The sequence below is a fragment of the Legionella shakespearei DSM 23087 genome (assembly GCF_000373765.1).
GTDB classification, from domain to species: Bacteria; Pseudomonadota; Gammaproteobacteria; order Legionellales; family Legionellaceae; genus Legionella; species Legionella shakespearei.
In genome coordinates, this window is sequence record NZ_KB892437.1 from 11476 (window position 1) to 33018 (window position 21543).

Genomic DNA, 21543 nt, shown 5'->3' on the forward strand with positions numbered 1-21543 from the left:
GGGATCTCCCTGGTAGGGAGCACTGCCATTAGGTTAAAGAGCTCCGCCGTCCCGCGGCTTGTCCGCGGGATCCAGGGATCTAAGTTCGGAGTGAGATTCCTGGATCCCGCGGACAAGCCGCGGGACGGCGGAGTATCACTTAAGTTAACTCACGTTAACTTAACGGCAGTGCTGGTAGGGTGTGTAAATCGGAACGCTCATGTATCTCAGGTACCGGCTGTTTTCTATGAAACATGGACAAGCGAACTGTTTCAATAGCTTTTGTTTCGTCCCAGCGCCTGGCATAACACGTCACATATTTTCCTAATTCTTCAGTCATTTCTGAAACCTCATTGGAACGCCTTCTGAGCACTTCATCATAGTCCTGTAACGTAATCCTTTGAGGCTTGCTCATCAGATGCGCAATCAGTTCCGCGGTAAACAGGGCATCGTTAATCCCATGGCTGATATGAAAGAAGGGGCGTCTGAATGCATCACCCAAAAGTAAAAATATTTTGCCAGAGGGTGTTTGTACGTAGGCTTTATTTGCACAGGTAATCTGGGTGTTAAAAAGGAAAAATTTCACCTGATCTTTATTGGGGCCACTTTTTTTACTTGGGGTAGTGCAAACCACTTCAAATTCATCTGGATTGAACCCGTGTTGTGACAGCCTTTCGAACAGACCAGTCTCTATGTATTTGATGATTTCGACGATAGCATCTTCACGCTTGGTAGTCGGTTTCTTTAAGTGTTCGTATAAAGATTGAGGAAGTTCAATCCCGGCGTTAAATTTTGCTTTAGTCACTTCCTGATTGGTATAGCTGTGAGCAAACATAAGGTAATAAAGACAATAAGCAAAGGGTGGTTCATCGTCTGTGGTCTTTGCTCCTGGCAGGGCTATAAACTGAATGAAAGGAAATTTAAAGGGTTTGCCATCTTTACGCCTCAATTCCGCATAGAGTGATGCATTTCGCCAGTTTCTTGGGGTGTAAATAGTGTGATGTGCATCACTTTCTGTCAGATATTCAATAGTACTTTGATCTTTTCTGCTTAACACATCTGCCAAATAATGATTCGAACCATCCGCACCAATCACCATGTCAAAAGAAAATTCTTTCCAAAGATGGTCTGGCTTATAATCAGGCTCAGCAACCAGGCGTCCGGCATCAAGTGAAACTTCTGCTATACGATGCTTGCGAAGAAAGCTCACTTTCACACCAGGTGATGTCATTCTTTTTTCTAACTGGGCATGCAAAAAGCGCTCAATGTCTTTTATACCTATTCCCCAACTTTTTTGCATATAGGTTAAGAACTTTTCATCAGCTTTGGTTTTTTCCCCAATCAGTAATGATTTTAAATATTCTCTTGAACCTTTAGTCAGATAAACAATCTGTGGCCTAAGGTATGCCGCATCACGTTTATCGACCAACATAACAGAATAACCTAAATCCACCAGTTCAATAGCAGTAGCAAGACCGGATGGTCCCATACCTGAAATGATCACATCATAGTGATTTAATTTAAGCTTTAATTCTGCTTCGCCGGTCGAAATTCCACCGGTAAATGTATAATCTGCAGTAACAAAATGGTCTTCATTTATTTTCGGATCGTAGACAAATTGAATTTGGGTAGCCAGTGATTCATTAAGAATAAAATACTGTTCCCCAATATAAGATATAGCATTTACCAATGCTTTAGGTGGTGTACGATAATGACCACTGCGGTTGTCTATTTTACGTATTTTCCCCTGCTCAACCACAAACTTTCCAGCAAAGTACAAGGGAGCAGCCGCTGTAAAGCTGGAATGATAAAATGCACATTCTTTTGTTGAGCCGGCAAAGAGATCCCCATTCGGGGTAATCACAATAATAGAACTTCCTGACTCTCCGTGACCGCGGTATCGTCCCGTGTCGAAAGGTGTTAACTCATAAGTACCACCCTGCGGGGAGCGAGAAAAAGACAATCTTTTTATTAATCCATCACCGGCTCGTACTATTCTGTAAGTTTCCCTTTCCTCTGGTTTGTCGAGATAAACCACATTATCAGCCTTATCAGCAACCACTTCTTCTTCAGGTACTCTCAGGAGCAGTTCTTCTGGCAGATCGGATCTTTTTTGCCATGGCATGAAATCGGGTATGGCCATTTTGCATTGTGTGCGTAATGCCATTTGCTTTTTTATATACTCTGGATCATTGCTGCCTATAATAGCCATTACCATTGCTTCTGCACGATGCGCCAAATCATCAAGTAAAACTTTTTGTTCTGGCTCAGTCCCTTCCTCCAGAAGGTATTTGCATTGAAGCAAGAGCTGATAAAAGCAATCCAGGCGTTCATGGATGAGATTTGCCGCCATTAACTTTTCGATTATTTGCCTGATGATTTCATCATTAATGACTTCGCCGTCTTTGTAAGATATGGAAATAATCTTCATCTCGTTCTCTGGCTTCATAAATCTCTCTCTTTTCAGGATTAAGGGTAGGGATGTGGATCGGGAAACAACCTGGAACCATAGTCTTTAAAACGGGGATTGCCCAAGGGCGGGGTGCTTGGCAAGCACAAAGTCAGTAAATCAGGCGACCATACTCTCGGAACCTTGAGTCCAAAATTCTGGACTTCAGACGAGGTGAGATCCACGTAATATAATTGTTTGTCATTTTCTCTAAATGCAGAAATTAGATAACGTAATTGTCCGTCAATGTTATTAAACATCAGGTCTTCACTTAGTGAAGATGCCTGAACAGCTTCTGCGTTTAAAAAGTTTCTTGCAATAGCGTCTTTACCCTTTCCAAGTGAGTAATAAGTGATGTTGGCATTAAGATCAAACATCTGTTCTGTACAAAACTCATCTTGCTCATCAACAGACTCAGACATGTATTGCCGTTTGTAAATCAACATTCTTGCCAAATTAACAATGCTATACCCTTCAAGATACGCTTTAAACATAGCCTGTTCGAGTGATAATTCAATCCCCAGGCCAATAGATACATAAGGAGGGCCCTGATCGTGATCCCGATACCACAAACAGGCAACACTAAAGCCAGGCATATCCGGATTAGGTAATAAATAAAACTTTTGCTTAAAGGCGCTTTTCCTGGCGTGTTTTGACATGAATTTTGCCAAATGTGATGTTCTGTCATCGAGTTTAATTTCATAGCAGGGTGAGTCGGTGTACCAGTGCCCCATGGTGGAATCCAGTTGTATCAGTTCCAGGATGGCGCTATTTAATGCTAATTTGTAATTAATATGGGCAGCAGTTCCTGTTGAAGCGGCTGAGTTGACTAATAACTCCTGAGGCTGGCAATTATATCCAACAAAAAGAAGCTGGGCAGGGCACCATGCCGGTTCATTATCAAGCATAGAGGAAAGCTTGATCCACTGAATACTATCATCCTGATTGAATCGTTTGAAAATAAATTCAGGATCATCATATTGGTTGTCTGAAAATTGTGAAAAGAAACGTTCACTGACAACTTGCTCACCTTTTTTTACCAGTTCCGCATAGGAACAAAAACGTGTTGGATAATTTTGGCTGGCAGTACTCCAGGCCATCAATTGACAGTAGCGTTCGATTGTTTCAGCTAAAGACTTAATAAGGGTTTCATTACTACCCGTTCCTATACCACCGACATGATATCCACCTCTACCCGGATCTGGACGATTAAGCAAATGATGCACACCAGTCAGATATACACCTGAGGTAATAATATTGGGGTCGGCGCTATTAGGGGAGAGAAAACCAATATCCACGCCTATCCCGCAAAGTTTACCGATTAATTGATTAAGTAATCTGTGGGTCTGATAGCGAATTCCTGTGCCTTTTTGTAAGTGAGAAATATTCATAGCTACTCATCCTGCAATAAAGCTTGCACATCAAAATACAATTGCTGGTTGTCACGATGATGCACTGAGCCACAGGTGTCACAACTGGCTAAAGGTTGAACTTCATTGTATTTGAATTCCATGGTCGGTATATATATCGAAAACACTTTCCGCTGAGTAAATGTTGTACCCAATATAGAAAAATTCAGTATTTCCTGAGACGCATAACTGGCAGCGATATGGCTTATCACCTTATGCAATGGCATAGCAGGAAGAAGTACATTTCCGTTTGCAATGGCCTTTTTATAGCTTAAATAATTTTCTTTGTATTTAAGATTCATTAAAGCACGCTGTTCAAAACAGTCGTAACAGGGAGAACCCTGAGGTGTAATGGTTGGTCCAATAAACAAATAGGGTCCATCAATACTCACAGGAAGCCAGGTTACTTTGAGTTTGCGGCAAATAATATTGAAATAATGTGCTCGAACAGGGTTCATGCGATCCTGGGCGTACAGAACATACTTACCCGATAAATCAGAAAACAAAGAACAGGTTTTTTCTATTGCAAAAGCATCAAAGAAATCATTTTCACTTAATGACGCCAGTGTTTCCGTCATGCTTTTTGGTGCATTGGATATGCTGAGAACTTCTGCAGCCAATTCATCTTTCAATATATAAGAAACAGCCTTGGTTATTTCATTATCACCAAAAAGAACAATATCTTTTAGTACTTTATTGGAGGAAGAATAACGGTTCAAAGTGCTATTGTATAAAGAGGAGTAATAATCAAGCAGCGATTCGGAGCCATCGGCTAAAAGATCAAGCTGAGCCAGCTCATCGATTAATCCGCAGATTTGTTCGGGTGATGTATCAGTAGCATCGGCTATCTCATCAACCGAAGACTTGCCATCAAACAAGGCAATCACTTTGGATAAAAGCCCGGTATTCTCATCATCGTTCAGATAATGTGAACGGGACTCAAGACAACAATCGCGGATTTCGATGTGATTGGCATCATGGAAGATAACTGAAAATTGTGACTTTATTTTAGGATAGTACATCTTATTCTCTGGTTCCAAGGTAACTGTATACTCTGTAGCAAGAAAGAAGCATCATTTTTGTTTCTTACCTGCGCTTCAATTTGATTCGTTTCCATAACTCAATCCTGAGACAGGCATTTCATCCTTGAAATTCAAGCTTTACCTACTACAACTGCATGTAAAAAAGTTTGATATAAACCATCTATTTTCAGGATTTCATGAAGTTCCTCATCATAAAAACCACCGGCATCAACACTCGCTAACCCTTGAGCTACTGCGGCCAGATGAATATTCTGTGACATTGAACCACATTCCTGAAGAATAAAACGCAAACCTCTGGGGCCATACTTGCGCATGGAACGCCAGGGATTAGCTATCATAATCAAAAGTAAATTGGCTTTGACATAGGAGTTGGCGTCCGCTGAATTCACATGAGCATCGCGAAACAAACGAGCCGCTATATCAGCATCCTGTTCGGGGATTAAGGTATTCGCCAGCGGATCATACCCATACACGCCATTATTTATATGTTCAATGTTTTGGGTGGCAACATATAAATCTATGGGATAAAGAGCACCAGCACTTGCCGCTGCTCTGAAGTGTAATTCTACCTCAACACCATTGTTCAGCGTTGAATCACCAGTGCCTGTTATGCCCGCGGCAACTTGTATGATTTGAGCCATTTCTTTAAATGAAAGGAGTTCTGCTCTAAAATTGCGGCTACTACGTCTGTTTAATATCACCTGGTCTAAAGACATTCCCAGTTGCATTGACTCAACTGGCGGTAATTGTATCGCTAGCTCGGTTGCGTGAGTTCTTTTGCCTATTTGTGACAGAGTGCAAATGCCAGCATCATCCAGATAAATTTCATTTGTATTCAATTGTTCGGCATCATGACGATGAAAAATTGATGACTTAAGAAAATCAAAAGCATATTGCGGATTTTTTTGTTCAGTGAAGCGATAGGTATTTGTTTTAAAACCAACGGTCATTGACGTATCGCGGTAATCGTACGTATTACCCCAGACAGAACGATTGATGATTTCCTTTAATTGCACTGTTTTATTGGTTGGCTTCATAGTAAGGCTTAAAACCTGAACGTAAAAGATGAGTTAACTGAGCTGCATCAGATTAAAACAATCAGTTGCAGCTCATGAGCTGCTGTTCTAATTATTTATTTTTAGATGTTTTTCTGGAAACAGAGATACTGCAGGTTGAAGCGCCAGGCATAATCATGCTTTTGTTCAGGCTATCCTGACCAGCCAGGTGACGCGCTGTATCACGATTTTCTACAGAAGTTTCCTTTTTGATGTTCCAGGATTTGATGATACGATTGTTCATAATATTACTCCTTAAATTTATTGAATCGCCGCGGTCATTATATCTGGCTTTTTTATAAGATCAATTAAAAAACTTCTTGTTAAAAAATAAATCCCGCAACTACTGATCGCATCTCAGCAAGCAAGACATTATAGGTACGGCAAGCCGCACCTATAGACATGCATTCAATGCCTATCCGTTGCCGGGATAATTGGCTGATTATCTCATAAGGCGGAAATTTTCCTGTGTTTTCATGACCAATAATGATTAATTCCGGCTTGCATTGCAGTAACAGCTTAAGATATTCATCATCGATTTCCTGAATATTTTTTATTGCCAAATCAGCGATAATTTCCTCTCTGGAAACAATTAAACTGTTTTCATAAACTGTGGAATTGATTTGAATCTGTTTCTCATCATATGCCTGAACCGCGTGTTGTTCTGCTGCTTCTAAATTGATATTCATGATTTGGATACTTTATTGTGAAAGTTGTTATTTCTTCATTCAAAACAGTAGAAATGGCAACAGCCTCTAAGTTAGAATGCAATAATCAGCGTATATTACAGAGGTCAATATTATGAGTCAATTTCCGCGCATTAAACGATTACCGCCTTATGTATTTAACACATTGAATCAGTTAAAAACCGAGGCACGAGCGCGTGGGGAAGACATTATTGACTTTGGTATGGGTAATCCTGATCAGCCAACGCCACCTCATATAGTTAATAAACTGATTGAGGCGGCACAACGGCCTGATACGCACCGATACTCTATGTCTAAAGGCATACCCAGATTACGCCGTGCCATGTCGCAATGGTATATGCGCCATTATGATGTCCATTTAAATCCCGATACCCAGATACTGGCCACTATTGGTTCCAAAGAAGGTTTGGCACATTTGGCTTTAGCCATCAGCGGGCCTGGTGATACCGTACTTGTACCCGATCCTGCTTATCCCATTCATACTTACGGTTTTATCATTGCTGGTGCAAACGTAAAACAAATTCCCTTAATTGATGAAACTCAATTTTTAGCCGCGGTTGAAGAGGCAATCAACCAAACCTGGCCCAAACCTAAGGCTCTGGTTATTAATTTTCCGGCAAATCCAAGCACTCATTGTGTTGAGTATCCTTTTTTTGAAAAAGTGGTTGATTTGGCCAAGCGGAATAAAATCTGGATCATCCATGATTTGGCTTACGCTGATATAGTTTTTGATGGCTATAAAGCACCATCCATATTACAAGTTCCTGGAGCAATCGATATTGCTATAGAAACTTACTCCATGTCCAAATCGTATAATATGCCGGGTTGGCGTGTCGGCTTTGCCTGTGGTAATGAAGAGCTGGTCGCAGCACTCACACGCATCAAATCTTATCTTGATTATGGAACCTTTACTCCAATTCAGGTTGCGGCAATAGCAGCGCTTGAAGGGCCTGATGATTGTGTGAAAGAAATCAGGGATTTGTATGAGCGACGCCGTAATTTCCTTTGTGAAGGTCTGAATGATCTGGGGTGGGAAGTAACACCACCTAAAGCCACTATGTTCGTCTGGGCGCCGATTCCCGCCCATTATTTGTCTATGGGATCACTGGAGTTTAGCAAATACCTGCTTAAAGAGGCCCATGTTGCTGTGTCACCAGGAATAGGTTTTGGACAACAAGGTGATGGTTATGTGCGCTTTGGCCTCATAGAAAATAAAGACAGAATGCGTCAGGCTTTAAAAAACCTGAAAGCACTGTTTAAACGCGATGGTATATTGAAGGCAAGCTAAACATGGATGTCATTATTGATGCTGAGTGCGCCAGTGTTCCTGTGGATGCAGAATTACTTACATCACAAGGTTCGCTAGCCCTGAATTTATTAGCGCAACTCAATTATGACCCACTTAATCCTCCTGTGGCAGATTTGCTTGCATCTGCTCATCATCTGGATGGCGATTGGCTTGTTGTAACGCCAATCCATTGGGAGGCAAGCCATAATGATGCGCTGATCGTTGCCGCAGGACAGACTTTAAATCTTGAAGAGACTCAAGCAAAACACTTGTTTGAGTTATTATCCGCTTTCCTTGCTGTCGAAGGAATGACTCTTTATTACTGTGATAAAGACACATGGTTATTGTCCAACCCAGCCAGGCCTGAAATCCATGCCAAGCCCGTTTTTCGGATTATAAATCACTCGCTGATGCCTGAATTATCTCAATTGGATGCAAGCATGTATTGGCAAAAGTTTTTTACCGAATGCCAAATGTTTTTTGCATCTCAGTCTGATACATCGCCTGTTAATGGAGTGTGGATCTGGGGTGGGGCAAAGCTTGGAAGCAAAAAGGCCGTTTCAATATGTGCTGATGAGGATTCCTTGTCTTTAGCTCAAATTTGCACTAAGGATGCCACATTATATAACCCGGATATAGAACTTAAAAAATTTCAAATTCTTCTTATGAAGAATGGAGATAATCTGAGCATGAAACACCAGACGGAAATAAACCGGATTTCTGCACGATGGTATTGGAATAACTCAGCTTATAAAACACGTAGCCTCAATTGGTTTACCCGTATTTGGAGAACTCTGATTCATGCTCATTAAACAAAGGCCACAACCGCAGCACCTTCCTGAACTAACCAATGTTCCTGATGTACTAAAGCGTATTTATGCAACGCGTGGAATTACCCATGAATCGCAGCTGGATAAGCAATTGCAAACCTTGCTTCCTTTTACTTCCCTGAAAGGGATTAATGACGCCTGTGTACGTTTGGAAGTGGCATTAAGAGAACAACAGCGCATTTTAATTATTGGTGATTTTGATGCCGATGGTGCAACGTCAACTGCCCTGGCTATCAGCGCATTGAAAGCAATGGGTGCCAGACATGTAGAGTTTTTGGTTCCTAATCGCTTTGAATTTGGCTATGGCCTGACACCTGCAATAGTCGAAGTCGCACATAAATGGCAGCCTAAACTTATCATTACTGTGGATAATGGAATTGCCAGTATTGATGGAGTCGACACAGCGAATAAATTGGGCATTGATGTGTTGATTACTGACCATCACTTGCCCGCAGAACAAATTCCTGATGCTTGCGCCATAGTGAATCCTAATCAGCTGGGTTGTTCTTTTCCCAGCAAGTCTATTGCTGGAGTTGGGGTGATTTTTTATGTCATGCTGGCTTTAAGGCGGCATCTGGTTAACTCCAACTGGTTTAGTGAAATGAATATTCCTGAACCTAATATGGCGAGTTTTCTTGATCTCGTTGCCTTGGGGACTGTAGCAGATGTAGTCGGACTGGATCAGAATAATCGCATTATGGTGAATCAGGGCATGGCAAGAATCCGTCAAGGTTTATGTCGTGAGGGGATTAAAGCCTTAATTGAAGTTTCCGGCAGAGAGTGTTCGCGCTTGCGGGAATCTGATCTGGGTTTTGCTATTGCACCCAGACTGAATGCAGCAGGACGCCTGGATGATATGGCTTTGGGAATAGAATGTCTGATTACCACTGACAGGCAACAAGCTGTCAACTTTTGCAAACAACTGGATGATTTAAACCAGGAGCGAAAACAAATCGAATTAGAGATGAAAGAACAAGCCATGCTGGCCTTGGATAAATTATCTTTAAGTCCGGATAAGGACAATCATTTGCCTATTGCTTTGTGCCTGTTCGACAAAACCTGGCATCAGGGGGTTATTGGCATTTTGGCAGGGCGTATGAAAGAGCGTTATCATCGTCCGGTTATTGCTTTTGCCTGGGTGAGTGAAGAGGAGTTGAAAGGCTCTGCGCGTTCGGTTCCTGATTTGAATATTCGTGATGTTTTAGCGGCTGTCGATAAGGATCATCCTGGTCTGATTACCAAATTTGGCGGTCATGCTATGGCGGCAGGGTTGAGCATTAAACCAGACGACCTGAAAGCGTTTAAAGAAGCATTGGTCGTTGAAGTAAATAAGCACCTTGAGTTGTCTCAATGTGAAGGGGAATTATTAACAGACGGTCCTTTAGCACCTCATGAGTTTAATCTGGAAACAGCCCAAATCATTCAACAGGCCGGCCCTTGGGGACAACAGTTTGCAGAGCCTGTTTTTGATAATGTTTTTGAGATTCTTGATCAAAGGCTGGTTGGAAAAAGCCATCTGAAAATGACGCTGGTTTCAGTAAAAGGTGGTGCGCAGGTAGATGCGATTGCCTTTAATGTTGATTTAAAGGCTTGGCCTAATCATCGGGTAAAGACCATACATGCGGCTTACAAGCTGGATATTAATTATTATCAGGGCAGAAGCAAGTTGCAGTTGTTGATTCAGACTATGAATACGGTCAGTGAGTGATTTAAAACCTTTCCACGTCATCCTGAGCTGCGAAGGATCTCCAAATACTGGCACCATGCCGCTTTCAGGAGATCCTTCGCGCAAAAAGACGCGCTCAGGACGACGTAGATCGGAGCGAAGCAGGCTACAGTTTTATATATTTTAAGTAATATTTTTACACAAAAAGTTTACATGAGTGTATAATCTCTTCTTTTTAAAATTTTAAATCTACTGTGTCCATTTTATCTGCAAAAATATCCATAGCCCCAATGATTGATTGGACTTACAGCCATTTCCGCGTTTTTATGCGCTTTTTGGCACCACAGGCGCTTTTGTATACTGAAATGCAGACTACTGGGGCGATACGTAATAATTCGGCAAAGGCCTTGCATTATATTCCTGTTGAACATCCTATTGCGATGCAACTGGGTGGTTCTGATCCGCAGGCACTGGCTGAATCTGCAAAAATTTCTGAACAGGCAGGGTATGATGAAGTAAATCTCAATCTTGGTTGTCCCAGTGATAAGGTACAAGCGGGACGTTTTGGTGCTTGCCTTATGAATGAACCGCAGCAGGTATCAGAGTGCATAAAAGCAATGAAGCAAGCTGTTTCAATTCCTGTTACAACAAAGACCCGCATCGGTATCGATAACCAGGACAGCTACGCTTTTTTCAGCGATTTCACTCACAGATTAGTTGAGGCAGGCAGTGACAAACTGATCGTTCATGCCCGCAAAGCCTGGTTGAATGGCCTGAACCCCAAACAAAATCGGACTATCCCTCCAGTAAATTATGATTACGTATACCAAATCAAACAGGACATTCCCCATCTTCCGGTAATCATTAATGGCAATATACTGACCCTCAATGAAATAAAAGAGCATTTAAAACATATTGATGGAGTGATGCTTGGTCGTCTGGCTTGTGATAACCCATATCTTATAGCAGAAATTCATCATGCACTTTATCCAGACTCACTCCAAATAACGCGCAGTAACCTGTTTGCCCGATATCTGGATTATTTATTAGCAGAACACGGCCAGGGAGCTCCTTTAAGTTTGTTAATCAAACCCATTTTTAACCTGGCTCATGGCATGCCCGGGGCAAGTCAATGGAAGAAGAAACTGATGCACATCATGCAATCAAAAGATATTAGCCTGTTCAGTGAATTAAAAGGCTATCTCTCAGAACTTGAATTAATAAAGGACTATGAACCCTCATGAATTCCTCGTTAACAACGATAATACTGTTAATTTGTTCTAATGCGTTTATGACTTTTGCCTGGTATGGTCATTTAAAAGCATTTTCAAACAAATCGATTATTTTTGTTATCATCGTCAGCTGGCTAATCGCCTTTTTCGAATATTCCCTGCAGATTCCAGCCAATAGAATTGGCTATACTCAGGCTCACTTTAGTTTGTCACAATTAAAAATCATGCAGGAAGTGATTTCCCTGTCAGTTTTTGTCCCTTTCGTCATGCTGTACATGGGGCAAAAAATGACCTTGAATTATCTATGGGCTGGTTTTTGTATTCTTGGTGCCGTCTATTTTATTTTCAAACCCTCTTAGGATGAGTCGTCGAACTGCTGGATTTACTGTGTCATTTTTTTGAACATGAAACGACTTGATGGATCACTATGTACACATTGAATCAAAGCCAGTTTGACCAAAATCATAGAAATGTCAACAGACACTAATCTATTCGTGGCATTTTACCTAAAATTCTAGTACATTAATGAGTTTGTTATTAAGAACATCCAGAGGATTATCCCAGCCATGCTGAATACGTTGATCAAGAAAATGTTTGGAAGCCGAAATGAGCGTACATTACGGCGTATGGAAAAGGCAATAATGGCTGTCAATGCATTTGAAGCGCAAATGCAGTCTTTAACTGACGCTGAATTAGCTGCAAAAACACAACAATTCAAAGCACGTTACGCTGAGGGTGAAAGCCTTGATGAACTGCTTGCTGAAGCCTTTGCTACAGTAAGGGAAGTTTCAGTCAGAACTTTAGGTCTTCGCCATTTTGATGTTCAGCTGATTGGGGGAATGGTTCTTCATGAAGGCAACATTGCCGAAATGCGCACAGGGGAAGGTAAAACTCTGGTTGCCACTTTGCCGGCGTATTTAAACGCTATTAGTGGCCGCGGTGTTCATGTGGTAACGGTGAATGATTACCTTGCCAAGCGTGACAGCCAATGGATGAAACCTATCTTTGAATTTTTAGGTTTGACTGTAGGCGTTATTTATCCTGACATGTCGCATGGCGAAAAGCAGGAAGCCTATAAGGCGGATATCGTTTACGGTACCAATAATGAGTTTGGCTTTGATTATTTGCGCGATAACATGGCGTTTAGCCTGGCTGATAAAGTTCAAAGAGAATTGAATTTTGCTATTGTGGACGAGGTCGATTCGATCCTCATCGATGAGGCACGTACTCCGTTAATTATTTCCGGTGCGGCTGAAGACAGCTCAGAGCTTTATATTAAAATTAATACACTTATCCCTCAATTGAAAAAGCAGGAAGAAGAGGGCGGCGAGGGTGATTTTACCATCGATGAAAAGCAGAAGCAGGCTCACCTGACTGAAGCTGGTCATATGCATATCGAAGAATTACTGATTAAAGCGAAATTACTAGATCAAGGTGAAAGCCTTTATCATGCAAGCAACATCATGTTAATGCATCATGTGAATGCGGCCTTAAAAGCGCATGCCATGTTCCATCGCGATATAGATTACATTGTAAAAGACAATCAGGTTGTTATTGTTGATGAACACACTGGACGAACCATGCCAGGACGCCGTTGGTCTGAAGGCTTGCATCAGGCGGTCGAAGCCAAAGAGGGCGTGTCCATTCAAAATGAAAACCAGACTCTCGCGTCCATTACATTCCAGAACTTTTTCCGTATGTATAACAAGTTATCGGGAATGACTGGTACTGCAGATACTGAAGCATATGAATTCCAGCAGATTTACAATCTTGAAGTAGTCGTTATTCCTACAAACAAACCTATGCAGCGTAAAGATGAAGCTGATCTGGTTTACCTGAATCAGGCTGATAAATATCAGGCTATTATTGAAGACATCCGTGAGTGCAGCACCAGAAAGCAACCTGTCCTTGTCGGTACCGCATCAATTGAAGCATCTGAATTCTTAAGCCAGTTGCTTAAAAAAGCCAATATCAAACATCAGGTTCTGAATGCCAAATTCCATGAGAAAGAAGCTCAGATTATTGCTGAAGCTGGCAGACCAGGTGCTGTAACTATTGCGACCAACATGGCCGGTAGAGGAACGGATATTGTTCTTGGCGGTAGTCTTTCTGCTGATATGGCGCAACTGCCTGAAACCGCTACAGATGCAGAAAAGAATGCATTAAAAGCTGAGTGGCAAAAGCGTCATGACGAAGTATTGTCTTATGGCGGTTTACGCATTATTGGTTCAGAGCGTCATGAATCCAGACGTATTGATAATCAGCTACGTGGTCGTTCCGGACGTCAGGGTGATGCTGGAAGCAGCCGCTTTTATTTATCTCTTGAAGATAATTTGATGCGAATCTTTGCCTCTGAGCGTGTTGCGTCTATGATGCGCCGTTTGGGAATGAAACCAGGTGAACCTATTGAACACAGCCTGGTCACACGTGCCATTGAAAATGCCCAACGCAAACTTGAAGGACATCATTTTGATGTGCGTAAGCAATTACTTGACTACGATAATGTGGCTAATGATCAACGTCAGGTTATCTATACCCAACGTGCTTCAATCATGGAAATGACGGATACTGAAGAAGTTGTGAACATGATGCGTGATGAAGTTCTGGAGGGTCTGGTGGATACTTACATTCCACCTCAAAGTCTGGAAGACCAGTGGGAGCCAAAAGCTTTGAGCGATGCCCTTGCTGATGAGTTTAAAATTAAAGCGCCTGTCGCTGAATGGATTGAAGCCGATCACAGTATTCAACCAGAACAAATCAAAGAGAAAATTTTAGCTCTGGCAATTGAACATTATGATGAAAAAGTTAGAAAAACCGGTCGTCCTGTAATCGCGCAATTTGAAAAGTCGGTGATTTTACAGACTTTGGACAATCAATGGCGTGAACATTTGGCATCGATGGATCAACTGCGCCAGGGAATTCATCTGCGTGGTTACGCTCAAAAAGATCCCAAGCAGGAATACAAAAAAGAAGCATTCAGTTTATTCACCATGATGCTCGATAATTTGAAATTTGATGTCATCAAATTACTTTCTTCAGTTGAAATTCAAACTGAAGAAGATGCAAATGCGGTTGAAGAACAACGCCGTGCAGAGCAGATTAAAAAAATGAGCCTGACTCATGAAAATCCGGATGGTGAAGAGGAACCAACCAATCAGACATTCCGCCGCCAGGAAAAGAAGACAGGACGCAATGATCCTTGCCCTTGTGGTTCTGGTAAAAAGTTCAAATCCTGCCACGGTAGTCTGGCGTGAAAGTAGCCGTTGCAGTTATTACTAATGCCGAGCAGCATATTTTAATAACCCAACGTCCATTCCATGTTCCTCATGGTGGATGTTGGGAGTTTCCTGGTGGTAAAGTTGAAGAAAACGAAACTGCTGAATCAGCTTTGGTCAGGGAAATTAAAGAAGAAGTTGGAATTGATATCATTCAATACCATTATTTAGGTACTGTTGAACATCAGTATTCAGATAAAGTGGTGCAACTCATTGTTTTTCATGTCAGCCAGTTCTCTGGCGTTCCATCGTGCCGTGAAGGACAGCTGGACATGAAATGGATTGATAAAACTCATCTGAATGTAAATGATTTTCCAGAGGCTAATCATAAGATTTTTGATTTGATAGCAGTGCCAGCCTGATATTAAATATATAAAAAACTGTAGCCTTGATTCCGCTATCGCTGCATCAAGGCTACGCCTATTTTAAATTAACCCCCTGCGTGAGTTATGGATAAGAAGAGTGTTTTATCCAGTCGTTACTTCGATGCCGTTCGGGCTGAGGAGAGGCGGTAGCCTCGTCTCGAAGCCTTAGCACCATGCCATAGGCACAGGAATCGCCATACAGCTCTCTTGAATAACAAAAGTTCCGCTTCCTGACGGTCGCGGCTCGGTTTTCGGTGCACGATGAAGTAAATACGAACGTACGAAAACCGAGCCGCGACCGTCAGGAAGCGGAACAGTTATACTGACCCTGAACCCGAGATCGTGCCAGTATAATCCCGGCTGCAAGCAGACCGGGCTACAAAACCAGGTGCAATCAAGATTTAACAAAAATCGAGAAAAAGAGGGGAGTGATCGGATACTTCATCGGACATAACGGAAAATTCATTCACTGTAATTTCTGGTGATGTCAGAATGTAATCAGCGAATTGCTCTTCCTTTTTATAATAACTGGTTCTCGTACTGCGGACTTGATGGGACGTTACAAGGTTATTCATACCTTGCTCCAGAATCTTCATACTTTCAGTATCTGGCCTGAGGTTAAAATCGCCACATAATACTTTAGGAGTATTGATTGTATCCATAAATTGGCGAATTCGTTCTGATTGCAGGATACGTTCTGGTGTATCTTTCTTGCCTTGTCCATTCCATAAACCATGGACATTCAAAACGGAATAAATTTTATTATTCCACTGACACTCAATCCACTGCAAATTGCGATCATGATTGACGCCAATGCCGGGATAATGCTGCTTTTGATGAATATTGATTTCCCCTTCACCCAGAATATCAATAGTGTTCTTAACCAGAATTGCCACCCCATATACATTTTCTACAGCGGGTTTGAATATGGCATGATGATTAGGTAGTAATTTTTGCAGATCGGCAAAGAAATTCAGGCTAAGTTCCAGATTTTCATTCGTTATGGTGCGATGGGCATTGTAATAAACTTCTTGCAGGCAAAAAATATCTATATCTTTGTGAGTATGAATAAATTTTAATAATGGATTTCTAACGCGTCCGCCCCAGACATTTAAGGTAATTAATTTCATTGATATGTCTACTCAGCTATTTCTATATCTGACAAAATGCAATTTCCATCTCAACTGCCTTGTCTATTATTTCATGAGAGGTGAGCAGTTCATACAAACGTATGGTTAAACTGTGATGTCCTAACTGTAATTTTGGAGTGATACCTAATGACTTGTCCATTTTTAATAAAATTAAATGATTGACGGCTTTGGGGGATACACTGTGTTGATAAAAGCCATTATGTGCAGTTATGGGAATGTATTCACTGGTTTCACGCAATAGGGATAAATAAATGGTAACTGTTTCTTCCAGATCTTTGAGTAAGCTCACCCATTGAGTAATGGCCTTTTGCCTGACTAATGCATCTGAATCAAACCATAAGACCAGATGCGGTGAGTTAAACTCACATTCCTTGGTGTTGGGATGATGTATTTGCCTTAGTGTTTTTAAAAATTCATCTTCAAGAATTACATTACTAAATCGTCCGGGAACATGGTTCAGAACATGAATTTGTGTTTCCAGACGGTCGAATAATTCCATATTATTAAGCACGCATGGCCTTTTTAATACATGCTCTATGCGGATTAATTCTTTAATAAAACGACTTTTAAGCTCCGGTTTTTCAATGATATCAATTATTTCTATAATGTTTTTTAAAGCGAAGCGATGAATCACTTCATGAGATTCATTACAGGCTTGATTGATGGTTTTAAATAGAAATTCCAGCCGTAAAGCGATGCGCGACAAAAAGTGAGTCGCCAGTTGAAAAGTAATTTTATCTTTATACATATAATAAGGCCATCCTTAGCATCATCCGCCCCTTGCATGTCAGTATTTGTAAATCACTCTGCAAAATATATCGATTCATGGGATAATTTCTGCATCAAACAAAAATACTATAATGCAAAAGGTTGGTACAAGGGCTAAGACTAACACAAAAGCTATTGAAAATAAAAGAGATCTGCATGGTTTTTGTAGCCGATATTAGAGAAGCGTACTATTGGAATGTTCCACCCTCCCAGATCTACGACGTGGATCCGGGAGAGGAAGGAGGCTGTTGCTCAAATTAGCGCCGTAGCCCGTATTAGGCGATAGCCGTAATACGGGAAATTGCTACTTCGATCATGTAACAACGCTAATATGCTCCACGATTTTTGAGACGTGCCTCGGCCAAATAGTTCTGATGCAGTTGCTCTACTTTATACTTCAATTCCTCAAAACCACTGTCGTTCACCAGAGTATCATCAGCACTGTTTAAACGTGTGGCTAAATCCGGTTGCGAAGACAAGATTGCCAGTGCTTGCTCCTTTGTACAATGATCTCTCTGCATCACTCGGGCAATTTGTACGTCTTCTGGCGCTGTGACCAAAAGAATTTTATCAAGATATGGGTAATTGGTTTTATCGGTCAGTAGCGCTATTTCCAAAATACAATAAGCACTGGTACAGTTCTTTATTTGCTCTTCCAATTGCTTTCGGATTAACGGATGTAACAACTGTTCCAACCAGGCACGTTCTTCGCTATGACTAAATATGAGTTCACGTAAATATTTTCTGTTAAGAGTGCCATCTTCTGATAAAACACTTGAGCCAAAATGATTTACTATTTCCCTGAGTACAGGACTGCCCATGACAGTTAAATCCCGGGAGATTTGATCTGCATTAATGACATGAATGCCAAGCTCTGCAAAAATTGTCGCAACAGTACTCTTGCCACTAGCAATATTGCCCGTCAATCCTACACTAAAAACCATTATAACGAGTTTCCTTCATTCAGATTTCTGCAGGTCACCATATTAACATAACACGTTTCGGGAACAGTGCTGTTATTTTTACAAAAAGCTTGTGCAGCTAAAGCGGCATCATCACGTTGAGAGTAAAAATTGCTTTGCCAGGGGATAGCAGTCCTGTCGAGGGCAGTACATCGCCATAAAGGTTTAGTACTCATCCCAAGATAAAACCCTTCACAATTACTATTGCTGGCTTTACAACTTTCGGGATACTGGCTTTGCTTTTTACAGGAATCATAAGACAAATTAAGTGCCATTTTCTGATACTCACTCTTGGCAGTCCATTGTTTGTTGGCCTTATCTTCAGTGGTACATTGCCAATAGGAATTGTTTCCAGTCAAGGGAGCACTAAAGGCAATGCCTGACACAATAGTGGATAACCAGATAAAACAGTTCAAATAATGCTTCATTCCTTTTCTCCCTCTAACAACTGTTTTAATTTTTTAATCGTTAAGGATTTAGAGAAATACCAACCCTGAAGAAATTGTACCCCATTTTCTGAGAGGTAATTCGCTTGCTCTTTTGTTTCTACACCTTCAGCTATAATTTTTAGCTGTATGCCTTTTGCCATTTGAATAATGGCATCGTTCAGTGATTCCGTTATCGCGTTGGTACCAATAGACTGGACAAACAATTTATCAATTTTTAAATAGTTAAAAGGAAAATGCTGTAAATAACTGATGCTGGCGTGTCCCGTTCCATAATCATCTACCGCAAGGGAATACCCCTTTGCTCTTAACTCTTTCATAGTCCCGGAAAAGATAGAATCATTCTTGTCTAATAAATCCCGTTCAGTAACTTCAAAAATAATTTGTTCTGGCTTTACAGAATATTTCTCAAGAAATTGCTCAAATTGAGGGAAAAAAGAAGGATCAGTAAAGTGCAGAGCAGAAAGATTAATCGCCAGATGAAACTGCGGATCCTGATGTAAAATGCTTTGGGTTTCTGCAAAGGTAGTTTCAACAATTTGCAGTGTCATAGGCACAATTAAACCAGATTGTTCCGCTTCCGGTATAAAGAGATCAGGCATGATGATTTGTTCGTTATTATCTTTCCATCTCAATAAAACCTCTACGCCGCTAAAGCCTTTTCTTTTACAATCATAAACAGGCTGGTATTCAGGAAAAAACTCGCCATTTTTCAATGCCTGTTTCATAGAACCCAGCAATGAATAATGCCTGGTCATTGTGTTCTTTAGCAGGGTATACAAAAAATAGGATATCAGTAAGGTCAGGAGGGCAGCATATAACTCACTGTAGAACAGATTTGACATAATGGTCTTATGATTTTCAAAAACCACAACCAAAACCCCTTCAATACTTTGTAATTTATCAAGGGCAAACATAAATTGTGAATTAACAGGGGAGTGATCATCAGGCCTGTGACTTAAAATCCAGGCATCATTGTGCTCATTGTATTCGATTCTTATTATATTTTTCTTTTCAAACTGATTATGAAGTGCTACCGAATTAGAGCTGTCATACTCGGTTTTTAATATATTTTGCAGCACAGAGGCAACAACAAAAATACCAATGTAGTAATGCCCCATCTTTTGCTGGACTAAGTATACCGGTTGTTCAAATAAGGACAATTTAAATGGGCCCAGAATAGTTCGTGCATGAACGGTGGTTGAAATCACTGCCTCATTATGAGGCAAGGTCGAACACAATAATTTATGATCATTGTCGCTAATCGTTAATCCTGCGATATTGGGGTTATTTAAGGTGATGTGTTCCAGATAGGGATAGATTCCGTTTTTACAATCGGTAAAATTTTTTCCATATATCGGCAGGGTATAGACTTCTTGAAACAAGTCTTCAATAAAGCCATCAACATTGTTACTGAGATCCGTGGCAACACCTGAAATATCTTTATACGAGCGGCTAAGACTGAGATTCCAGTTAATCCATAAAGCCAAAATCAGCGCAATGACCGTTAAAACAAGCCAAAACAATTTGAAATGTTTGTAGAGTAACAGCGAAATTTTTGGCAATATTTTACTCATGTCCCTGAATTGTTCTATAGGCATCTTCTATAGAGTTTAGTGTTATTTCAGCTAATTTCCCAATTATTTCTTTGCTGCTGTTTAATGGTGGAAGCCAGTAAAGAGTATTGCCTATAGGCCTTATCAGTGCCCCATGCTTCAAAGCATGTTGATATACGGCATTACCTATTCTATGGGGTTCCTGAACACTCACAAGATCCGCTGCAACTACTGCACCAATACCGCGAACATTAATTAATTTGTCACAAGAAGCTGCAATAGTATTCATGGCATCGAGCATCCCTTCACCTAAAGTCCTGGACTGCGCAATAATGTGTTCCTTTTGCATCGTTTTTATGGTTGCCAAAGCGGCACTGACAGCGAGTGGATTACAACTGTATGTATTTGAATGCAAAAAGGAATTTCCCTTTCTATAATCATCATAAAATAATGCAAATATTGAGTTGTCAATCATCACACAGCTTAAGGGAAGTGCACCAGAGGTTAAGCCTTTGGACAAACAAACCATATCTGCCCGTATTCCGGCATGATCGCAGGCCAGCCATTCCCCGGTTCGTCCTATGCCCGTCATGATTTCATCTGCTATCAAATACACCTCATTTGCTCTGGCCCACAAGGCGATTCTTTTTAAGAAATCGGCACTGTAACACAACATGCCGCCTGCGCCTTGTATAACAGGTTCAAGAATAATGGCGCAGGTTTTTTCTTTTAATTTATTCAAATAAAGTTCAACAGCAGGCCAATAGAGTTCGCAATTATCCCAAAGAGGATCCCTTACTCCGGACAAATAAGGAATATTCTCAATAAAATGACAGGTCACGCCAAAAGATTCATAAGGTTTTTTGTAAATCCCCAAGTCACTGACACTCATGGTGCCTAAAGTTTCGCCGTGATAACCATTTTTTAAGGCTATAAACTGATTTTTTTCCTGTCGTCCCATAATTTGGTTGGCATGTATTGCCAGTTTCATAGCGATTTCAACAGCAGTTGCACCATCGCTGGCAAAAAAGGCATGTTGCTTTCCCGTGATTTCTGCAAGCTGTTCCCCCAGCTCTGCCAAAGCGGTATGCGTAGTGTTGGCACCAATGACATGCTCAAAGCGATCCGCCTGGTGCTTTATCGCTGCAAGCACCTCAGGATGGCCATGACCAAGAGATTTGCACCACCAACTGGAAATAGCATCAATAAGTGGTCCTTTATCAGTATATAAATAGCTACCTTGAGCGCGCTCTATAACAAGAGGAGGAGAGGCTTCAAAATCCTTCATTTGCGAACAGGGGTGCCAAATATGTTTTAAGTCTTTTGAAATGAGTTGATCCACGTTGACCATTATTGTAAATT

Annotated in this window: 19 protein-coding genes; 7 read left to right on the forward strand and 12 right to left on the reverse strand. The window is 41.1% G+C overall.

Annotation, left to right across the window (positions count from 1 at the left end; translation table 11 throughout):
* Positions 1 to 154 precede the first annotated feature (154 nt).
* The 6 genes from B094_RS0115025 to B094_RS0115055 all read right to left on the reverse strand — a co-directional run bounded on the left by B094_RS0115025 (position 155) and on the right by B094_RS0115055 (position 6624).
* Positions 155 to 2428, reverse strand: a complete 2274-nt coding sequence (locus B094_RS0115025) for an FAD-dependent oxidoreductase (protein ID WP_018578646.1) — start codon at positions 2426 to 2428, stop codon at positions 155 to 157.
* A 20-nt stretch (positions 2429 to 2448) separates the two neighbouring features.
* Complete coding sequence (locus B094_RS0115030; RefSeq protein WP_018578647.1) at positions 2449 to 3819, reverse strand: YcaO-like family protein; 1371 nt, start codon at positions 3817 to 3819, stop codon at positions 2449 to 2451.
* Positions 3820 to 3821: 2 nt separating this feature from the next.
* A complete protein-coding gene (locus B094_RS0115035; protein WP_018578648.1) occupies positions 3822 to 4859 on the reverse strand; it encodes a TOMM precursor leader peptide-binding protein in 1038 nt (345 codons plus the stop codon).
* Positions 4860 to 4990: 131 nt separating this feature from the next.
* Entirely contained in the window at positions 4991 to 5917 is a 927-nt protein-coding gene (locus B094_RS0115045; RefSeq protein ID WP_018578650.1) for a SagB/ThcOx family dehydrogenase, read from the reverse strand.
* Positions 5918 to 6008: 91 nt separating this feature from the next.
* Positions 6009 to 6179 (reverse strand): hypothetical protein, encoded by a 171-nt coding sequence (locus B094_RS17400; RefSeq protein ID WP_018578651.1) that lies wholly within the window; start codon positions 6177 to 6179, stop codon positions 6009 to 6011.
* 79 nt (positions 6180 to 6258) lie between these two features.
* Positions 6259 to 6624 carry an Mth938-like domain-containing protein gene (locus tag B094_RS0115055; protein ID WP_018578652.1) on the reverse strand — a complete coding sequence of 122 codons (366 nt, stop codon included), beginning with the start codon at positions 6622 to 6624 and terminating at the stop codon, positions 6259 to 6261.
* 112 nt (positions 6625 to 6736) lie between these two features.
* On the opposite strand from B094_RS0115055, the gene alaC reads away from it, so the two are divergent.
* From alaC to mutT, 7 genes are all read left to right on the forward strand, one after another.
* Positions 6737 to 7930, forward strand: a complete 1194-nt coding sequence (gene alaC / locus B094_RS0115060; protein WP_018578653.1) for an alanine transaminase — start codon at positions 6737 to 6739, stop codon at positions 7928 to 7930.
* Positions 7931 to 7932: 2 nt separating this feature from the next.
* On the forward strand, positions 7933 to 8742 hold the full coding sequence (locus B094_RS0115065) for a hypothetical protein (RefSeq protein WP_018578654.1): 810 nt from the start codon (positions 7933 to 7935) through the stop codon (positions 8740 to 8742).
* The gene (recJ, locus tag B094_RS0115070) at positions 8732 to 10468 is read left to right on the forward strand and encodes a single-stranded-DNA-specific exonuclease RecJ (protein ID WP_018578655.1); all 1737 of its coding nucleotides are present in this window, start codon (positions 8732 to 8734) and stop codon (positions 10466 to 10468) included. Before B094_RS0115065 ends, recJ begins: the two co-directional genes overlap by 11 nt.
* A gap of 212 nt (positions 10469 to 10680) precedes the next feature.
* On the forward strand, positions 10681 to 11670 hold the full coding sequence (gene dusA / locus B094_RS0115075; protein ID WP_272946938.1) for a tRNA dihydrouridine(20/20a) synthase DusA: 990 nt from the start codon (positions 10681 to 10683) through the stop codon (positions 11668 to 11670).
* Positions 11667 to 12017 carry a DMT family protein gene (locus B094_RS0115080; protein ID WP_018578657.1) on the forward strand — a complete coding sequence of 117 codons (351 nt, stop codon included), beginning with the start codon at positions 11667 to 11669 and terminating at the stop codon, positions 12015 to 12017. Before dusA ends, B094_RS0115080 begins: the two co-directional genes overlap by 4 nt.
* Positions 12018 to 12224: 207 nt before the next feature.
* Positions 12225 to 14912 (forward strand): preprotein translocase subunit SecA, encoded by a 2688-nt coding sequence (secA, locus tag B094_RS0115085; protein WP_018578658.1) that lies wholly within the window; start codon positions 12225 to 12227, stop codon positions 14910 to 14912.
* The gene (mutT, locus tag B094_RS0115090) at positions 14909 to 15295 is read left to right on the forward strand and encodes an 8-oxo-dGTP diphosphatase MutT (RefSeq protein WP_018578659.1); all 387 of its coding nucleotides are present in this window, start codon (positions 14909 to 14911) and stop codon (positions 15293 to 15295) included. Before secA ends, mutT begins: the two co-directional genes overlap by 4 nt.
* A 404-nt stretch (positions 15296 to 15699) precedes the next feature.
* On the opposite strand, the gene B094_RS0115095 is transcribed toward mutT, so the two are convergent.
* From B094_RS0115095 to bioA, 6 genes are all read right to left on the reverse strand, one after another.
* Positions 15700 to 16428, reverse strand: coding sequence for an endonuclease/exonuclease/phosphatase family protein (locus tag B094_RS0115095; protein ID WP_018578660.1), 729 nt, complete (start codon positions 16426 to 16428; stop codon positions 15700 to 15702).
* 22 nt (positions 16429 to 16450) lie between these two features.
* Positions 16451 to 17197, reverse strand: coding sequence for a cell division protein ZapD (gene zapD / locus B094_RS0115100; protein ID WP_018578661.1), 747 nt, complete (start codon positions 17195 to 17197; stop codon positions 16451 to 16453).
* Positions 17198 to 17543: 346 nt separating this feature from the next.
* The gene (coaE, locus tag B094_RS0115105; protein WP_018578662.1) at positions 17544 to 18161 is read right to left on the reverse strand and encodes a dephospho-CoA kinase; all 618 of its coding nucleotides are present in this window, start codon (positions 18159 to 18161) and stop codon (positions 17544 to 17546) included.
* Complete coding sequence (locus B094_RS0115110; protein WP_018578663.1) at positions 18161 to 18607, reverse strand: hypothetical protein; 447 nt, start codon at positions 18605 to 18607, stop codon at positions 18161 to 18163. The genes coaE and B094_RS0115110 overlap by 1 nt, the downstream gene beginning before the upstream one ends.
* Positions 18604 to 20202, reverse strand: coding sequence for an EAL domain-containing protein (locus B094_RS0115115; protein WP_018578664.1), 1599 nt, complete (start codon positions 20200 to 20202; stop codon positions 18604 to 18606). The genes B094_RS0115110 and B094_RS0115115 overlap by 4 nt, the downstream gene beginning before the upstream one ends.
* Positions 20195 to 21532: an adenosylmethionine--8-amino-7-oxononanoate transaminase gene (gene bioA, locus B094_RS0115120; protein WP_018578665.1), complete on the reverse strand. Its 1338-nt coding sequence runs from the start codon at positions 21530 to 21532 to the stop codon at positions 20195 to 20197. The genes B094_RS0115115 and bioA overlap by 8 nt, the downstream gene beginning before the upstream one ends.
* Between the last annotated feature and the right edge of the window lie 11 nt (positions 21533 to 21543).

Coding starts and splice junctions, on each gene's coding strand:
- B094_RS0115025 (WP_018578646.1), bottom strand. CDS start 2,428: ATGAAGCCAGAGAACGAGATGAAGATTATTTCCATATCTTACAAAGAC.
- B094_RS0115030 (WP_018578647.1), bottom strand. CDS start 3,819: ATGAATATTTCTCACTTACAAAAAGGCACAGGAATTCGCTATCAGACC.
- B094_RS0115035 (WP_018578648.1), bottom strand. CDS start 4,859: ATGTACTATCCTAAAATAAAGTCACAATTTTCAGTTATCTTCCATGAT.
- B094_RS0115045 (WP_018578650.1), bottom strand. CDS start 5,917: ATGAAGCCAACCAATAAAACAGTGCAATTAAAGGAAATCATCAATCGT.
- B094_RS17400 (WP_018578651.1), bottom strand. CDS start 6,179: ATGAACAATCGTATCATCAAATCCTGGAACATCAAAAAGGAAACTTCT.
- B094_RS0115055 (WP_018578652.1), bottom strand. CDS start 6,624: ATGAATATCAATTTAGAAGCAGCAGAACAACACGCGGTTCAGGCATAT.
- alaC (WP_018578653.1), top strand. CDS start 6,737: ATGAGTCAATTTCCGCGCATTAAACGATTACCGCCTTATGTATTTAAC.
- B094_RS0115065 (WP_018578654.1), top strand. CDS start 7,933: ATGGATGTCATTATTGATGCTGAGTGCGCCAGTGTTCCTGTGGATGCA.
- recJ (WP_018578655.1), top strand. CDS start 8,732: ATGCTCATTAAACAAAGGCCACAACCGCAGCACCTTCCTGAACTAACC.
- B094_RS0115080 (WP_018578657.1), top strand. CDS start 11,667: ATGAATTCCTCGTTAACAACGATAATACTGTTAATTTGTTCTAATGCG.
- secA (WP_018578658.1), top strand. CDS start 12,225: ATGCTGAATACGTTGATCAAGAAAATGTTTGGAAGCCGAAATGAGCGT.
- B094_RS0115095 (WP_018578660.1), bottom strand. CDS start 16,428: ATGAAATTAATTACCTTAAATGTCTGGGGCGGACGCGTTAGAAATCCA.
- zapD (WP_018578661.1), bottom strand. CDS start 17,197: ATGTATAAAGATAAAATTACTTTTCAACTGGCGACTCACTTTTTGTCG.
- coaE (WP_018578662.1), bottom strand. CDS start 18,161: ATGGTTTTTAGTGTAGGATTGACGGGCAATATTGCTAGTGGCAAGAGT.
- B094_RS0115110 (WP_018578663.1), bottom strand. CDS start 18,607: ATGAAGCATTATTTGAACTGTTTTATCTGGTTATCCACTATTGTGTCA.
- B094_RS0115115 (WP_018578664.1), bottom strand. CDS start 20,202: ATGAGTAAAATATTGCCAAAAATTTCGCTGTTACTCTACAAACATTTC.
- bioA (WP_018578665.1), bottom strand. CDS start 21,532: ATGGTCAACGTGGATCAACTCATTTCAAAAGACTTAAAACATATTTGG.